Here is a 15,831-nt window from a genome sequence, read left to right as displayed (position 1 = left end):
CCCCGTGGGGACAATCCGGAGACCGTCATGCCTGTTCAACGTGCAACTTTCACACGTCCGCTCATCGCCGTCGCGATGGTGGCCGCTTCCACCCTCTATGCCGTCGCGCAGAGGGCGCCGGTGCCGACGCGCGTGCGCGGCACGATCGAGAGCGTCAATGGCGACACCATGCAGGTCAAGTCGCGCAGCGGCGAGGACGTCAAGCTTCGCATCGCCCCTGACGTGAATGTGTCGGGCGTTACCAAAATTTCACTCGCCGACATCAAGGTCGGCTCCTTCGTCGGCGCCACCACGGTGCCCGGTCCGGACGGCGGCCAGAACGCGGTCGAGGTCCACGTGTTTCCGGAGAGCATGCGCGGCACCGGCGAGGGCTCGCGGCCCTATGACCTCAAGCCGAACTCCACCATGACCAACGCCACGGTGTCGGAGAGCGTGGTCGGCAATGACGGCCATACGCTGCTGGTGAAGTACAAGGACGGCGAGAAGAAGGTGTTCGTCGCCGACAACACGCCGGTCGTGACCTTCGTGCCCGGCGACAAATCCGAGCTGAAGGCCGGGGCAAAAGTCGTCGCCTTCATGAAGCAGCTGCCGGACGGCTCGTTCGAAACCAACCGTGTCAGTGTCGGCCTCGACGGCCTGACACCACCGATGTGATGGAGAATCGCAACATGTCGAAATCAAGCTGGATGCCGCGCCTGTTCGTAGCGGCGTTCGCCGTCACTTCCATGTTCTCCGCCTCGGCGCAGCAGTCGCCGACGGTCCGCATCCGCGGCACCATCGAGAGCGTCGACGGCAACACCCTCGGCATCAAGACGCGCGAAGGCAGCGACGTGAAGGTGCGCATGACCGACAACGTCGCGGTCTTCGCCGTGGTCAAGACGTCGCTCGCGGAGATCAAGGAAGGATCCTATATCGGCGTCACCGGCATGCCCCAGCCCGACGGCACGCAGAAGGCGATCGCGGTGCACATCTTCCCCGAGAACCAGCGCGGCGCGGCCGAAGGTTTTCGTCCCTGGGATGCGCGCGCCAACTCGACCATGACCAACGCGACCGTGGCGCAGACGGTGGAAGGCACCGACGGCCAGAACATCACCGTCAAGTACAAGGACGGTGAGAAGAAGGTGGTGGTGCCGCCGGATACGCCGATCGTCACCTTCGTCGCCAGCGACAAATCCGAGATCAAGCCCGGCGCCAAGCTGATCATCTTCGGCGCGGCGAAGAAGGAGGACGGATCGCTCGAGGCCAACCGGGTGAACGTCGGCAGGGATGGGATTACGCCGCCGATGTGAGGGACTGGCGCTGAACTCGTAGGGTGGGCAAAGGCGCACTTGCGCCGTGCCCACCACGCTCCTGTGTTTCGCGAAAGTTGGTGGGCACGCTTCGTTTTGCCCACCCTACGGCGCTGCGGCTACGCCTCACACCGCAATGATGTGATCGTCGATCTCGTCGATCCTGTTGACGCCGCACAGGCCCATGGTCGTGAGCAGCTCCTTCTGGATGATGTCGATCGCCTTGGCGACGCCGGCTTGGCCGCCGGCACCGAGGCCATGGGCGTAGGCGCGGCCGATCATGCAGGACTTTGCGCCGAGCGCGAGCGCGCGCATCACGTCCTGGCCGGAGCGGACACCGCCATCGAACATGATCTCCATCTGCGAGCCGACCGCGTCGACGATCTCCGGCAGCGCCTCGATCGAGGACGGCGCGCCGTCCAGCTGACGGCCGCCATGGTTGGAGACGACCAGCGCCTGGGCGCCGGTCTTCGCAGCGAGCTCGGCGTCCTCGACGTCGAGGATGCCCTTCAGGATCAGCTTGCCCGGCCAAATGCTGCGGATCCACTCGATGTCGTTCCAGTTCAGCGAGGTGTCGAACTGCGAGTTGATCCAGGTCGAGAGCGACGTGATGTCGTCGCTGACCTTCAGATGACCGGCGAGATTGCCGAAGGTGCGGCGCTTGCCCTGCAGCACGCCCGACACCCAGGCCGGCTTGGTGGCGAAATCGATCAGCTTCGACAGCGACCATTCCGGCGGCACCGTCATGCCGTTCTTGATGTCCTGGTGGCGCTGGCCGATCACCTGGAGATCGACGGTCAGCACGAGCGCGCTGCATTTCGCCGCCATCGCGCGCTGGATCAATTCCTTGATGAAGCCGCGGTCCTTCATCACGTAGAGCTGGAACCAGAACGGCTTCTCGACATTGGCGGCGATGTCCTCGATCGAGCAGATCGACATCGTCGACTGCGTGAACGGGATGCCGGCGGCCTGCGCGGCGCGGCAGGCGTGAATCTCGCCGTCGCCATGCTGCATGCCCAGGAGGCCGACAGGCGCCAATATCAACGGCATGGTCGAGGACTCGCCGAGGATCATGGTCGAGGTGTCGCGCCTGGAGACGTCGACCAGGACGCGCTGGCGGAACTTGATCGCCTGCATGTCCTCGCGGTTGGCGCGCAGCGTTTCCTCGGCATAGGAGCCGCGGTCGCAATAGTCGAAGAACGCCTTCGGCACGCGGCGCTGATGCAGCGTGCGAAGATCGTCGATACAGGTGATGTGCTTCATGAACGTTTCCCCGGCCCGTCTTGCATCAGAAGTCTTGCTTCAGAAGTCTTGCATCGGAAGATCGAGGGGTCATCTAGCATGGTTGGATGCACAGCCAAATCGTTTGGGAGGAGGGCGCCATGAGCAAACCGCGCGGCCAGCCGACACCGGAAGAGATCAAGGAGAAGCAGGATCTCGACGACGCACTGGAGGAGGGTCTGGAAGAGACCTTCCCGGGGTCCGATCCCGTCAACGTCACCCAGCCGGCGCCGAGCCGCCAGGACGGCCATGTGAAGCGCTCCGACTAGGGGCGGGTTCCGCCCCGTTCCGCCCTGTCGGCCGGAAATATAGTGCTAACAATAAGTTACCGGGGCGCCTTGGGCCCGGTCCCGTAATGATTAATCACATTTTTTGAAGCCAAGTTGGCCGCGAAGGCATTATAACGTCTCAGCAAATCAGGGATGCGGGGCCCTTTCGGGCATCCCGTAGTTGTAGAGGGGTCCCTGATTGTTGCGTGGGGGACGATATGAGCCGCAAATATTTCGGGACGGACGGGATCCGGGGCCGCGCCAACGGACTGATCACGCCGGAGCTCGCGCTCAAGGTCGGCCAGGCCGCAGGCCTTGCGTTTCAGCGCGGTGACCATCGCCACCGGGTCGTGATCGGCAAGGACACGCGTCTGTCCGGCTACATGATCGAATATGCGATGGTCGCGGGCTTCACCTCGGTCGGCATGGACGTGCTGCTGGTCGGCCCGATGCCGACGCCGGCGGTCGCGATGCTGACCAAGTCGATGCGCGCCGATCTCGGCGTGATGATCTCGGCCTCGCACAACCTGTTCGAGGACAACGGCATCAAGCTGTTCGGCCCGCAGGGCTTCAAGCTCTCCGACGACGTCGAGAAGCAGATCGAGCAGCTGCTCGACGAATCCCTCGACAAGCGGCTCGCTCAGAGCGCGAGCCTCGGCCGCGCTCGCCGTATCGACGGCGTGCACGACCGCTACATCGAATTCGCCAAGCGTACGCTGCCGCGCGATCTCTCGCTCGACGGCCTGCGCGTCGTGGTCGATTGCGCCAATGGCGCCGCCTACAAGGTGGTGCCGGAAGCGCTGTGGGAATTGGGCGCCGATGTGGTGCCGATCGGCGTCGAGCCCGACGGTTTCAACATCAACAAGGAATGCGGCTCGACCTCGCCGGAAACGCTGTCGAAGAAGGTGCGTGAGATGCGCGCCGACATCGGCATCGCGCTCGACGGCGACGCCGATCGCGTCATCCTGGTCGACGAGCGCGGCCACACCGTCGACGGCGACCAGCTGCTCGCGGTGATCGCGCAGAGCTGGAAGGAAGACGGCCGGCTGTCGCGGCCGGGCATCGTCGCCACCGTGATGTCCAATCTCGGCCTCGAACGCTTCCTCAAGGGGCAGGGGCTCGATCTCGTGCGCACGCCGGTCGGCGACCGCTACGTGCTCGAGCAGATGCTGAAAGGCGGCTACAATCTCGGCGGCGAGCAGTCCGGCCACATCATCCTGTCCGACTATGCCACCACCGGCGACGGCTTCGTTGCGGCGCTGCAGGTGCTGGCCGTGGTGCAGAAGCTGCGCCGGCCGGTGTCGGAGGTCTGCCACCGTTTCGACCCGCTGCCGCAGATCCTGAAGAACGTCCGCTACAAGAGCGGCAAGCCGCTCGAGGATTCCGACGTCAAATCCGCGATCTCCGACGGCGAGAAGCGGCTCAACGGCCACGGCCGCCTTCTGATCCGCTCGTCCGGCACCGAGCCCGTGATCCGCGTCATGGGCGAGGGCGAGGACCGCCTGCTGGTCGAGGACGTCGTCGACACCATCGTCTCCGCGCTCGGACAGGCGGCGGCCTGAGGCGCATCGCTACGCGAAGCACGATCGTAGCCCGGATGGAGCGCAGCGAAATCCGGGGATCGAGCCGGCGGACATAGACGTCCCGGATTACGCTTCGCTCCATCCGGGCTACGAAATCCCCGGACCCTCATGGTGAGGAGCCCGCCAACGGCGGGCGTCTCGAACCATGCAGGCCGTGTTGCCTCGCGGTGAAACCGGCACGTGCATTCCAGCCATCGACGATTGGCGGTGGATCGGCCGCAGCCGGCATCGTAGTTAGGCGGTGCGGCAATCTGCCGTGCCCGCCGGGATGCTCCATTGAACAAGCCTGTCGTCGTCTCCGAGGAAACGCTGACCGAACCGGTCGTCGTCAGCGACGTGGCGCCCGCCGCCCGGGCTGCCGCAGGGCCGGCCTATGTCGTGCTCGCCGGCATCAGCTTCTCGCACTTCCTCAACGACACCATGCAGTCGCTGATCGCCTCGGTGTATCCGATCCTGAAGGAGACCTACGCGCTCGACTTCGCGCAGATCGGCATGATCACGCTGGCCTTCCAGTTCACGGCCTCGCTGCTCCAGCCGGTGGTCGGGCACTACACCGACAAGAAGGCGCAGCCCTATTCGCTGTCGATCGGCATGGCCTCGACCTTCTTCGGCCTGCTGCTGCTCAGCGCCGCGCACCAATATCTCGTCATCCTGATTGCTGCCGCGCTGGTCGGCCTCGGCTCGGCGGTGTTTCATCCTGAATCCGCGCGCATCGCGCGGCTCGCCTCCGGCGGTCGCTACGGTTTTGCGCAATCGGTGTTCCAGCTCGGCGGCAGCTTCGGCACGTCGATGGGGCCGGTGCTGGCGGCGCTGATCGTGGTGCCGTTCGGGCAGGGCAGCATCGCATGGTTCTCCTCGATCGCGTTCCTCGCGATCCTCATCCTCTGGCGCATCGGCCGCTGGTATGAGCCGCAGATCAAGGCGAAGAAGACGGCGACGGTTCAGGCCCATCCAGACGCGCCGAGCTCGCGCCGCGTCGCGGTCGCGCTTGCCGTGCTGGTGGCGCTCTTGTTCTCGAAGCAGCTCTACGTCTCGAGCCTGTCGAGCTACTACATCTTCTATCTGATCGATCGCTTCGGCGTGTCGACGCAGGCGGCGCAGATCTATCTCTTCATCTTCCTCGCCGCGAATGCGGTCGGCGCGTTCTTCGGCGGTCCGCTGGGCGATCGCTTCGGCCGCAAGATCGTGATCTGGATATCGATCCTCGGTGCGCTGCCGTTCACGCTGGCGCTGCCCTATGCCGGGCTCTATGCGAGCGCGGTGCTGTCGGTGATCATCGGCTTGATCATCTCCTCGACGACGTCGTCGATCATCGTGTTCGCGCAGGAACTGGTGCCGCACCGCTTCGGCATGATCTCGGGCGTGTTCTTCGGCGTTGCCTTCGGCATCGGCGGTCTGGGTGCCGCCGTGCTCGGCAAGCTCGCCGATCACACCTCGATCGAGTTCGTCTACCAGGTCTGTGCCTGGCTGCCGGCGATCGGCCTGCTTGCGGTGTTCCTGCCCAAGCTGCCGCGGCACCTGCGTTAACAAATCCTGCTTCGCTGCATTGCGGCTTCATCAATCGTTAGCAATTGGCGCGTCGGGGCGCCGCTTTTTTGCAACGCTTCTGCCGCATGCGCGCGAGTGGTGAGAAAAAATCAACCTTAAAAATTAGGGTTAAGTGGCGCTTAAACATTTGGTGCCATCGTCCTCCCGTGAGTTTCCAGAACGTGGGGCGTCAGCATTTTGCCTCACCGGCCATAAGGACGAAGCCAAATGCGTAGCGTTAAGTCTCTCCTTGCCGCAGGTGCGGCGACCCTCATCTCGTCGATGGCGTTCGCCGCCGATATGCCGATCGCTGCTCCGCCTCCCATGTACGCGCCGCCGGCTCCGCCCGCCGACTTCGGCGGCTGGTATCTCCGCGGCGACATCGGCATGACCAACCAGAGCGCCAAGCGGATCGACAGCGCGACCGCGCAGACGTTCCCGACGACAACGGTGGGACTCGGCTTCGACTCCTCGCCGCTGTTCGACCTCGGCGTCGGCTATCGCTTCAACAACTGGTTCCGCGCCGACGTGATCGGCCAGTATCGCGGCAGGGCCAATCTGCACGGTGCGGACAACGTCATCGCACCCGGCTTCGTCGGGTCCGACAGCTACTCCGGTAGCAAGTCGGAGTGGGTCGTCATGGCGAATGCCTATGTCGATCTCGGCACCTGGTGGTGTATCACCCCGTTCGTCGGCGCCGGTGTCGGCGGTTCCTATAACAAGCTCAGTGGATTCCGTGACGACGGCATTCAGATCGCTGGCGGCGTGCCCTCCAGCAGCGCAACCTACTTCGCCGACAACGGTAAGTGGAATTTCGCCTGGGCCGCCCATGCCGGTCTCGCCTACAAGGTCAGCCCCGGCCTCACCGTCGAACTCGCCTACAGCTACATGGATCTCGGCGACGCCAATCCCGGCAACTTCCGCGCCTACGACAACAGCATCTCGGGTGCGTCGACGATCAAGATCAAGGACATCACCTCGCATGACGTGAAGCTCGGCGTGCGTTGGGACCTGAGCAGCCCGCCGGTCTACATGCCGCCGCCGCTCGTCACCAAGGGCTGATCGTCAGCCTCATCGCTTAACGTCTCTTAACGGCGCGGGATCATCCCGCGCCGTTTTGCTTTGCATATTTTTCATGGCGAGCGGCGACGAAAACGTCAGACGCAACCATTGGTTAAGGTTAACGAGCCATGATCACGAGCGAAAGTTCGAGTTCGATGGAGCGTTGCAATGCGTAGGCTGATGTTGGCGGCGGCGATGTTGGGGACGGTGTCTGCCGCGCAAGCGGCCGACATGCCGGATCTGCCCATCCTGCGCGGCTCGTTCACCGACGGCCTGACCAACTCGCGGCCGAATTGGGAGGGCGGCTACGTCGGCGCCCAGGCCGGTTACGGGGCCTCCGACGAGAACTTCAACGGTTCGACCAACAACATGATGGCGGCGCTGCTGGCCGACACGTTGATCGAGTCGGAAATGGGTGTCTCGCAGTGGAATCTGGGCCTCGGCAAGGCCTCCCGCCGCACCACCGGATACGGCTTCTTCGCCGGCTACAATGCCCAGTGGGACGATGTCGTCCTCAGCCTGGAAGCAAGCTACCTCCACGGCTCCTTCGGCGGATCGGCCACGGCCAGCGAAGCCCGCAGCAACCAATTGTCCGACGGTAACGTGCACTCGGTCACGGCGAGCTCGACGTCTTCGATCGCGATCAAGGATATGGCAACATTCCGCGGCAGGGCCGGTTATGCGTGGGGATGCTTCCTGCCCTACATGTTCGCCGGACTCGCGCTCGGAAATGCCGACATCACGCGGTCTGTGAGTGCGCAGGATTTCGTGACCCCGGCCGGCGTTCTGCAGGGGCCGATCTCCTCGACCGACGTGCAGCACAACCATCTGATCTACGGCTACAGCGCCGGTCTCGGCGTGGACATCAATCTCGTGGGCGGTCTCTTCATGCGCGCCGAGTGGGAATATATCCGCTTCGCCGCCCAAGTGGACACCAACATCAACACCGTTCGCGCGGGCCTCGGCTACAAGTTCTGATCTTGTGCGCCGGGGGCAATTGACAGGCCCGGTCAGTCCTGATGCTCTGTCGCCCCAACGCGGGGCGACGGCGATGAAGATCTACGGCGACACGAATTCCGGCAATTGCCTCAAGGTGAAGTGGGTCTGCGACAAGCTCGCGCTGCCTTACCAATGGATCGAGATCGACACCCGCAAGGGCGAGACGCGCACGCCGCAATTCCTGAAAATGAACGGCGCCGGCCAGGTGCCGACCGTCGCCTTCGACGACGGCCGCACGCTGGCGCAGTCCAATGCCATCATCCGCTATCTCGCCCGCGACAGCGCGCTCGTTCCGCGCGATGCCTTCACTGCGGCCAAGATGGACGAATGGCTGTTCTGGGAGCAGTACAGCCACGAGCCCTATATCGCGGTGTGCCGCTTCCAGCTCGTCTATCTCGGCAAGGATGCGTCCGAGCTCGATCCTGACAAGGTCAAGCGCGGCTATGCGGCGCTCGACCGCATGGAGCAGCATCTTGCGGCAAGCCGCTTCTTCGCCGGCGAGGAAGTTTCGCTCGCCGACGTCTCGCTGCTCGCCTATACCCGCCTCGCGCATGAAGGCGGCTTCGATCTCGGCCGCCATGCCGCCATCCGCCGCTGGATCGGCGAGGCCGAAGCCTGGCTCGGCCTTCCGCCGGCGCGCTGAGAGTCGCGCTGATTCTTGGAGTTTCCCGACATGAACGAGAAGTCCGTCTCCATCCGTCCCGCGCGCCGCGAGGACGTCGCGGCGATCGTCGCCATGCTTGCCGACGATCATCTCGGGCGTGCCCGCGAGCGCATCGAGGATCCCTTGCCTGAGTCCTATTATCAGGCGTTCGAGCGGGTCGCGCGCGATCAAAATCTCACGCTCGTGGTCGCCGAGAGCGAGGGCAGGGTGGTCGGCTGCCTGCAACTTGCGATCTTGCCGGGCATCAGCACGCAAGGCGGCATCCGCGGCTTGCTCGAAGATGTCCGCGTTGCTTCCGATTGTCGCAGCCGCGGCATCGGCGAGCAGCTGGTGCAATGGGCGGTCGCGGAAGCGAAAGCGCGCGGCTGCAATCTGGTCGAACTGCTGACGCATCAGACGCGAACAGATGCGCAGCGCTTCTACGAGCGGCTCGGCTTCGCTGCGAGTCACGTCGGTATGACTGTCCGCTTTTGACGCAGCTCGTCGCGAGCCTTGCGCGATCAGCAAATTCGGATCGCGCATTCGTTCATATTAAGAGCCGGTAAACTACCCAGCCGTCGTTCACGTTGAGCCGGGAACGAACGGTGCTACGGCAGCGTCAGACACCGGGCTCGGTCGGTTCGGGGATTTCGATGACAAGCTATTCCATGATCAAGGTCGGCAACGATTACGTCGTGCAGGCCAATGACAAATGCATTTTGAAAGTCGGCAGCCGCCGTCGTGCCGCGCAATTGATCAGCGATGCCACGGACTTGCTGAACGCGCTTGCCGTGGTCGAATCCCCCAAGATTGCGCCGGAAGCGCCTTCACTCCAGCGTGAGACGCCGGAACTTCCTTGACGACTCTTCCCGTTTCCCGTATCAGCCGCGGCGGGACACCTCCCCCCAACGGGAGGCTTACTATCTGGAAGGGTAGATTATGACTGTAGCGAAGCCCGCTTCGCGGCCGAACGTGCCGCATTTCTCTTCCGGCCCCTGCGCCAAGCGCCCCGGCTGGAACGCCCAAAATCTCAAGGACGCAGCGCTCGGCCGTTCGCATCGCGCGAAGGTCGGCAAGACCAAGCTCAAGCTCGCGATCGATCTGACGCGCGAAGTGCTTGAAGTGCCCGCCGATTATCGCATCGGCATCGTGCCGGCGTCCGACACCGGCGCGGTCGAGATGGCGCTGTGGTCGCTGCTCGGAGCGCGGCCCGTCACCACGCTCGCCTGGGAATCCTTCGGCGAGGGCTGGGTCAGCGACATCGTCAAGGAATTGAAGCTCAAGGACGTCACCAAGCTCAACGCTGCCTACGGTGAGATCCCCGACCTCTCCAAGGTCGATCCCAACAGCGACGTCGTGTTCACCTGGAACGGCACCACGTCAGGCGTGCGCGTCCCGAACGCCGACTGGATCAGCGCGACCCGCGAAGGCCTGACCATTTGCGACGCGACGTCGGCCGCGTTCGCGCAGCCGCTCGACTGGGCCAAGCTCGACGTCGTCACCTTCTCCTGGCAGAAGGCGCTCGGCGGTGAAGCCGCGCACGGCATGCTGATCCTGTCGCCCCGCGCAGTGGAGCGGCTCGAGACCTACAAGCCGGCCTGGCCGCTGCCGAAGATCTTCCGCATGACCAAGGGCGGCAAGATCAACGAAGGCATCTTCGTCGGCGAGACCATCAACACGCCGTCGATGCTGTGCGTCGAGGATTATCTCGATGGGCTGAACTGGGCCAAGTCGATCGGCGGCCTGAAGGCGCTGATCGCGCGCGCCGACGCCAACACCAAGGTGCTGGCCGACTGGAAGGCGAAGACGCCCTGGATCGACTTCCTGGCCAAGGACGCCGCGATCCGCTCCAACACCTCGGTGTGCCTGAAGTTCACCGATCCCGCGATCACCTCGCTCTCCGAGGACGCGCAGGCCGACTTCTCCAAGAAGCTGGTCGCGCTGGTCGAGAAGGAAGGCGCGGGCTACGACTTCGCCTACTACCGCGATGCACCGGCCGGCCTGCGCATCTGGTGCGGCGCCACTGTCGAGGCGAGGGACGTCGAGCTCTTGACCCAGTGGATCGACTGGGCCTTCGCCGAGACCAAGGCGCAACTCGCCAAGGCGGCTTAGTTCTTTTCACCTCTCCCCGTTCTTACGGGGAGAGGTCGGATCGCGCCTGGCGATGCGAAGCATCGTCCAGCAGCAATCCGGGTGAGGGGCTCTCTCCGCTTGCACCTTCGCCTGTGGCTGCCGCTCACCCCAACCCTCGCCCCGAAAGAACGGGGAGAGGGGGAAGACAAAGCTTCTTCACTCAATTCCGGCCGTCGCAGGCCGATCCTCCCGTTAGGGAAGGCGAAGGATCATCCCCATGACCAAACCCAAAGTTCTCATTTCCGACTCGCTCTCTCCCGCTGCCGTGCAGATCTTCAAGGATCGCGGCGTCGAGGTCGACTTCCAGCCCAATCTCGGCAAGGACAAGGACAAGCTTGCCGAGATCATCGGCAATTACGACGGTCTCGCCATCCGCTCCGCGACGAAAGCGACCGCAAAAATCCTGGAGAAGGCGACCAACCTCAAGGTGATCGGCCGCGCCGGCATCGGCGTCGACAATGTCGAGATTCCCGCCGCCACGGCCAAGGGCATCATCGTGATGAACACGCCGTTCGGCAATTCGATCACGACCGCCGAGCACGCCATCACGCTGATGCTGGCGCTCGCCCGCGAGATCCCGCAGGCCGACGCTTCGACCCAGGCCGGCAAGTGGGAGAAGAACCGCTTCATGGGCGTCGAGATCACCGGCAAGGTGCTCGGTGTCGTCGGTTGCGGCAACATCGGCTCGATCGTGGCCGACCGCGCGCTCGGCCTGCGCATGAAGGTCGTCGCCTTCGATCCGTTCCTGTCGCCGGAGCGCGCCAAGGACATCGGTGTCGAGAAGGTCGAGCTCGACGACCTCTTGAAGCGCGCCGATTTCATCACGCTGCACACCCCGCTCACGGAGAAGACGAAGAACATCATCGACGCATCTGCGATCGCCAAGATGAAGAAGGGCGTGCGCCTGATCAACTGCGCCCGCGGCGGCCTCGTCGACGAGCAGGCGGTGGTCGATGCGCTCAATTCCAAGCACATTGCAGGCGCCGCCTTCGACGTCTTCGTCGAGGAGCCTGCCAATGCGAACGTGCTGTTCGGCCATCCCAACGTGATCTGCACGCCGCATCTCGGCGCCTCCACCACGGAAGCGCAGGAGAACGTCGCGCTGCAGGTCGCCGAGCAGATGTCGGATTACCTGCTCACCGGCGCGATCTCGAATGCCGTCAACTTCCCGTCGATCACGGCGGAAGAAGCGCCGAAGCTGAAGCCGTTCATCTCGCTCGCCGAGAAACTCGGCTCGTTCGCCGGCCAGCTGACCGAATCCGGCATCCTCAAGGTGCAGATCACCTATGAGGGCCACGTTGCCGAGATGAAGATCAAGGCGATCACCTCGGCCGTGCTGTCGGGCCTGCTGCGGCCGATGCTGGGCGAGGTCAACGTGGTGTCCGCGCCTGTTGTCGCCAAGGAGCGCGGCATGGTGGTGGACGAGATCGTGCGTGCCGCCCAGAGCGACTATGAGAGCCTGATTACCGTCACGGTGGCGACGGAGCGCCAGGAGCGCTCGGTCTCCGGCACCGTGTATCATGACGGAAAGCCGCGCCTCGTCGACGTCAAGGGCATCCGCGTCGACGCCGAGTTCGGCAAGTCGATGATCTACGTGACCAACGAGGACAAGCCGGGCTTCATCGGTAAGTTCGCGAGCCTGCTGGGTGACGCCAAGATCAACATCGCGACCTTCCATCTCGGCCGCGTCGCACCGGGCTCCGATGCCATCGCGCTGATCGAGGTCGATGGCGTCGTGCCGCCCGATCTACTCGCCAAGGTGCAGGCCCTGCCGCAGGTCAAGCAGGTCAAGGCACTGACGTTCTGAGGCGCTCGCGCGCCACGGAATGACGGCCATCATATATTCCGACCTGCGGAACAACCACGCCGCCCTCCCGAGAGGGCGGCGTTTTTGTTGATGCAGCGGCCCGCTTTATTTCTCCCAAGCCAGCCGAACTTTGTGTACCAATGGCGCCCAGGACGCTCCGTTCAAAATCGTTCGAAAAGGGAGAAGACAATGCGTGAAGCCGTCATCGTTTCCTATGCACGCACGGGCCTCGCCAAGTCCGGCCGCGGCGGGTTCAACATCACGCCGCCGATGTCGCTGGCCGCGCATGCCATTCATCACGCGGTCGACCGCGCCGGCGTCGAGAAGGACTATGTCGAGGATTGCTATCTCGGCAATTGCGCCCATGGCGCGCCGAACATCGGCCGTCAGGCCGCGCTGCTCGCGGGCCTGCCGACGACCACGGCCGGCGTCTCCGTGAACCGCTTCTGCTCGTCGGGCCTGCAGACCATCGCGATGGCCGCCAACTCGATCCGCTCCGACGGCGCCGACTGCATCGTTGCCGGCGGCGTCGAGAGCATCTCGATCCCGGGCGGCGGCTCGCCGAAGGAATCGATCGATCCGGAGCTGCTCAAGGTCGCGCCCGATATCTTCATGGCGATGATCGACACCGCCGACATCGTCGCCGAGCGCTACAAGCTCAGCCGCGAATACCAGGACGAGTTCTCGCTGGAATCGCAGCGCCGCATGGCCGCGGCCCAGCAGGCGAACAAGTTCAAGGACGAGATCGTCCCGATGAAGACCAGCATGAAGGTCGTCGACAAGCAGACCAAGGCGGAATCGATCGTCGACTACGTCGTCGATCGCGATGAATGCAATCGTCCTGAAACCACGCTGGAAGGATTGGCAAAACTCGAGCCGGTGAAGGGCCCCGGCAAGTTCGTCACCGCCGGCAATGCCAGTCAGCTCTCGGACGGCGCCGCCGCGGTGGTGCTGATGGAAGCCAAGGACGCCGAGAAGCGCGGCCTCAAGCCGCTCGGCCGGTTCGTCGCCTGGGCAACGGCCGGCTGCGAGCCCGACGAGATGGGCATCGGCCCGGTGCTCGCGATCCCGAAGCTGCTGAAGCGCACCGGCCTGAAGATCGACGACATCGATATTTGGGAGCTCAACGAAGCCTTCGCCAGCCAGTGCCTCTACTCGCGCGACAAGCTCGGCATCGATCCCGCCAAGTACAACGTCAATGGCGGCTCGATCGCGATCGGTCATCCCTTCGGCATGACCGGCGCGCGTCTCACCGGCCACATTCTCCAGGAAGGTGCGCGCCGCAAGGCCAAGTGGGGCGTCGTGACCATGTGCATCGGCGGCGGCCAGGGCGGCGCCGGCCTGTTCGAGATCTACAGCTGAGCCAGATGCCCGGAATGTGAAAGGCACGGCGCCGCAGGCGCCGTGCCTTTTTCGTTGCGGATCGATCGCCACGAAACTATACAGCACGTGTCGGAAAAGGCAGATTTGGTCTGGTAAGCCCAAATCCTTTCGGTAACGAAAGCTCTGGTCTTTGGCCTTGTGCACGAGATCCCCGCGACGAACATCGGACGCCATCAGGGCGCCCAATCGTTCGTCCGTGTGATTCTCAAGCCCAGGGAACGCTCCGGTCGAACATCGACCTCAGGAGCGTCCCATGCACGAACAATCTTCGAATCCATACGACGTCGTCATTGCCGGTGCCGGTCCCGTCGGCCTGTTTCTCGCGTGCGAGTTGCGGCTCGCTTGTCTCCAGGTTCTGGTGCTGGAGCAATCGCAAGATTCGCATTCGGCCCTGAAGCAACTCCCGTTTGGCCTGCGCGGTCTTTCGATCCCCACACTCGAGGCCTTTCACCGGCGCGGCCTGCTGGAACAGATCGTGGCTGCGCAGCAGCTTGCCTCAGGCGCGATCAAGAGCGCAGCCCACTGGATGCAGCAGACGCGACGGCCCGCGGGTCATTTCGCCGGCATCCAGTTCTATCAGGACAACATCGATGTCACTAAGTGGTCCTGGCGTCTGCCAACGTCGGCCGATGCCAACCTTGCCGTCGATATGGAAACGCTCGAATCCGTTCTGGCTGCGCGCGCATGCAGCATGGGCGTCGAGATCCGGCGCGGTTTTGGCGTGAATGCTGTTGTCGCCTCGAGCGAAGACGTGACAGTGCAGGCGGCCGGCGAGACCTTCCGGGCACGCTGGCTTGTCGGATGCGACGGCGCCCGCAGCACGGTACGCAAGACTGGCGGCTTTGACTTCGTCGGCACCGACCCCGAGTTCACGGGCTATTCCATCGATGTCGAGCTGGCCGATCCGGACAAGCTTCGTCACGGCCGCAACTACACGCTCGCCGGCATGTATACCTATGCGCAGCCCGGGACGATCGCGATGGTCGATTTCGACGGCGGAGCTTTCCACCGGACCGAGCCGATCACGCGCGAGCATGTGCAGAGCGTCCTGCGTCGCGTCTCCTGCACCGACGTCACCGTCACGGCGCTTCGGCTCGCCGCCACCTGGACGGATCGGGCCCATCAGGCAACCACGTATCGCAGAGGGCGGGTGCTACTCGCGGGCGACGCTGCTCACATCCATTCGCCGCTGGGCGGCCAGGGCCTCAATCTCGGTCTCGGCGATGCGATGAACCTGGGCTGGAAACTGGCGGCGACGATCCGCAGGCAAGCACCGGCCGATCTCCTCGACAGCTATTCGCGCGAGCGGCATCCTGTGGGCGCGCAAATCCTCGACTGGTCGCGCGCGCAGGTCGCGATCATGCGGCCGACACCGAGCACCCGCGCGCTCCAAGCCATCATTCGCGATCTCATCGAGACGCGGGACGGTGCGACCTATTTCGCCGGGCGCGTGCGCGGCGTTTCGCTCCGCTACGATCTCGGTGGCAGCCATCCGCTGATGGGACGGAGTGCGCCGGATTTCGAGTTGCGCGACGGGACGACGGTTGGAGAACGCCTCAGGACGTCGAAAGGCCTGCTGCTGGATTTCGACGCGCGTTCACCGCTTCAGGCGCTGGCAAGTCGCTGGGGCGACCGGATCACCTATGTCGCGAGCGAGGCGAGGGATCGGCTGGGTCTGAGCGCCGTGCTGCTGCGTCCCGATGGCTTCGTCGCGTGGGCCAGTGACGGCATACCCGACGATAAGGAGGCTGCTCAGGCGGCGGCGAGATGGTTCGGTGACCCCACGATCACGTCTGCGTAGCCCGCATGCGCGGAGCGATATGCGGGACCTTCCCGGGTATCGCTTCGCTCACCT

15 protein-coding genes are annotated in these 15,831 nt (G+C 64.1%); 14 read left to right on the top strand and 1 reads right to left on the bottom strand.

The features are described 5' to 3' along the window. The first annotated feature begins 27 nt into the window (after nt 1-27). Nucleotides 28-654 (top strand): hypothetical protein, encoded by a 627-nt coding sequence (locus ABIA90_RS32465; protein ID WP_028151813.1) that lies wholly within the window; start codon nt 28-30, stop codon nt 652-654. A gap of 14 nt (nt 655-668) precedes the next feature. Beyond that, nucleotides 669-1,289: a single stranded DNA-binding domain-containing protein gene (locus ABIA90_RS32460; protein ID WP_354120922.1), complete on the top strand. Its 621-nt coding sequence runs from the start codon at nt 669-671 to the stop codon at nt 1,287-1,289. Between the two features lie 126 nt (nt 1,290-1,415). On the opposite strand, the gene ABIA90_RS32455 is transcribed toward ABIA90_RS32460, so the two are convergent. Beyond that, on the bottom strand, nt 1,416-2,552 hold the full coding sequence (locus tag ABIA90_RS32455) for an alpha-hydroxy acid oxidase (protein WP_014492050.1): 1,137 nt from the start codon (nt 2,550-2,552) through the stop codon (nt 1,416-1,418). 119 nt (nt 2,553-2,671) lie between these two features. Here ABIA90_RS32455 and ABIA90_RS32450 point away from each other — a divergent pair, with 119 nt between their 5' ends. The 12 genes from ABIA90_RS32450 to ABIA90_RS32395 all read left to right on the top strand — a co-directional run bounded on the left by ABIA90_RS32450 (nt 2,672) and on the right by ABIA90_RS32395 (nt 15,777). Further along, nucleotides 2,672-2,839, top strand: a complete 168-nt coding sequence (locus tag ABIA90_RS32450; protein WP_166103414.1) for a hypothetical protein — start codon at nt 2,672-2,674, stop codon at nt 2,837-2,839. A gap of 218 nt (nt 2,840-3,057) precedes the next feature. Then, nucleotides 3,058-4,401, top strand: coding sequence for a phosphoglucosamine mutase (gene glmM / locus ABIA90_RS32445; protein WP_071909589.1), 1,344 nt, complete (start codon nt 3,058-3,060; stop codon nt 4,399-4,401). 297 nt (nt 4,402-4,698) lie between these two features. After that, the gene (locus ABIA90_RS32440) at nt 4,699-5,949 is read left to right on the top strand and encodes an MFS transporter (RefSeq protein ID WP_354120923.1); all 1,251 of its coding nucleotides are present in this window, start codon (nt 4,699-4,701) and stop codon (nt 5,947-5,949) included. A gap of 228 nt (nt 5,950-6,177) precedes the next feature. Further along, nucleotides 6,178-7,011, top strand: coding sequence for an outer membrane protein (locus ABIA90_RS32435; protein WP_354120924.1), 834 nt, complete (start codon nt 6,178-6,180; stop codon nt 7,009-7,011). A 168-nt stretch (nt 7,012-7,179) separates the two neighbouring features. Further along, a complete protein-coding gene (locus tag ABIA90_RS32430) occupies nt 7,180-7,989 on the top strand; it encodes an outer membrane protein (protein ID WP_354120925.1) in 810 nt (269 codons plus the stop codon). 73 nt (nt 7,990-8,062) lie between these two features. After that, the gene (locus ABIA90_RS32425) at nt 8,063-8,653 is read left to right on the top strand and encodes a glutathione S-transferase family protein (protein ID WP_028151832.1); all 591 of its coding nucleotides are present in this window, start codon (nt 8,063-8,065) and stop codon (nt 8,651-8,653) included. A gap of 30 nt (nt 8,654-8,683) precedes the next feature. After that, nucleotides 8,684-9,148: a GNAT family N-acetyltransferase gene (locus ABIA90_RS32420; RefSeq protein ID WP_354120926.1), complete on the top strand. Its 465-nt coding sequence runs from the start codon at nt 8,684-8,686 to the stop codon at nt 9,146-9,148. A gap of 173 nt (nt 9,149-9,321) precedes the next feature. Continuing rightward, nucleotides 9,322-9,513 carry a hypothetical protein gene (locus ABIA90_RS32415; protein WP_014492058.1) on the top strand — a complete coding sequence of 64 codons (192 nt, stop codon included), beginning with the start codon at nt 9,322-9,324 and terminating at the stop codon, nt 9,511-9,513. Nucleotides 9,514-9,592: 79 nt separating this feature from the next. After that, nucleotides 9,593-10,765, top strand: a complete 1,173-nt coding sequence (locus tag ABIA90_RS32410) for a phosphoserine transaminase (RefSeq protein WP_354120927.1) — start codon at nt 9,593-9,595, stop codon at nt 10,763-10,765. A gap of 238 nt (nt 10,766-11,003) precedes the next feature. After that, nucleotides 11,004-12,593 (top strand): phosphoglycerate dehydrogenase, encoded by a 1,590-nt coding sequence (serA, locus tag ABIA90_RS32405; protein ID WP_354120928.1) that lies wholly within the window; start codon nt 11,004-11,006, stop codon nt 12,591-12,593. Between the two features lie 189 nt (nt 12,594-12,782). After that, nucleotides 12,783-13,955 (top strand): thiolase family protein, encoded by a 1,173-nt coding sequence (locus ABIA90_RS32400; RefSeq protein ID WP_354120929.1) that lies wholly within the window; start codon nt 12,783-12,785, stop codon nt 13,953-13,955. Between the two features lie 274 nt (nt 13,956-14,229). Next, entirely contained in the window at nt 14,230-15,777 is a 1,548-nt protein-coding gene (locus tag ABIA90_RS32395) for an FAD-dependent monooxygenase (RefSeq protein ID WP_354120930.1), read from the top strand. Nucleotides 15,778-15,831: the final 54 nt, after the last annotated feature.

The organism is Bradyrhizobium sp. LA6.8, assembly GCF_040547935.1.
GTDB classification, from domain to species: Bacteria; Pseudomonadota; Alphaproteobacteria; order Rhizobiales; family Xanthobacteraceae; genus Bradyrhizobium; species Bradyrhizobium barranii.
Note: the sequence above shows the minus strand (reverse complement) of the source record. Positions and strands in the feature narration are given on the sequence as shown.

Excerpts from the sequence above, each read along its gene's own strand:
- ABIA90_RS32465 (WP_028151813.1), top strand. The coding sequence starts at position 28 with ATGCCTGTTCAACGTGCAACTTTCACACGTCCGCTCATCGCCGTCGCG.
- ABIA90_RS32460 (WP_354120922.1), top strand. The coding sequence starts at position 669 with ATGTCGAAATCAAGCTGGATGCCGCGCCTGTTCGTAGCGGCGTTCGCC.
- ABIA90_RS32455 (WP_014492050.1), bottom strand. The coding sequence starts at position 2,552 with ATGAAGCACATCACCTGTATCGACGATCTTCGCACGCTGCATCAGCGC.
- ABIA90_RS32450 (WP_166103414.1), top strand. The coding sequence starts at position 2,672 with ATGAGCAAACCGCGCGGCCAGCCGACACCGGAAGAGATCAAGGAGAAG.
- glmM (WP_071909589.1), top strand. The coding sequence starts at position 3,058 with ATGAGCCGCAAATATTTCGGGACGGACGGGATCCGGGGCCGCGCCAAC.
- ABIA90_RS32435 (WP_354120924.1), top strand. The coding sequence starts at position 6,178 with ATGCGTAGCGTTAAGTCTCTCCTTGCCGCAGGTGCGGCGACCCTCATC.
- ABIA90_RS32430 (WP_354120925.1), top strand. The coding sequence starts at position 7,180 with ATGCGTAGGCTGATGTTGGCGGCGGCGATGTTGGGGACGGTGTCTGCC.
- ABIA90_RS32425 (WP_028151832.1), top strand. The coding sequence starts at position 8,063 with ATGAAGATCTACGGCGACACGAATTCCGGCAATTGCCTCAAGGTGAAG.
- ABIA90_RS32420 (WP_354120926.1), top strand. The coding sequence starts at position 8,684 with ATGAACGAGAAGTCCGTCTCCATCCGTCCCGCGCGCCGCGAGGACGTC.
- ABIA90_RS32415 (WP_014492058.1), top strand. The coding sequence starts at position 9,322 with ATGATCAAGGTCGGCAACGATTACGTCGTGCAGGCCAATGACAAATGC.
- ABIA90_RS32410 (WP_354120927.1), top strand. The coding sequence starts at position 9,593 with ATGACTGTAGCGAAGCCCGCTTCGCGGCCGAACGTGCCGCATTTCTCT.
- serA (WP_354120928.1), top strand. The coding sequence starts at position 11,004 with ATGACCAAACCCAAAGTTCTCATTTCCGACTCGCTCTCTCCCGCTGCC.
- ABIA90_RS32400 (WP_354120929.1), top strand. The coding sequence starts at position 12,783 with ATGCGTGAAGCCGTCATCGTTTCCTATGCACGCACGGGCCTCGCCAAG.
- ABIA90_RS32395 (WP_354120930.1), top strand. The coding sequence starts at position 14,230 with ATGCACGAACAATCTTCGAATCCATACGACGTCGTCATTGCCGGTGCC.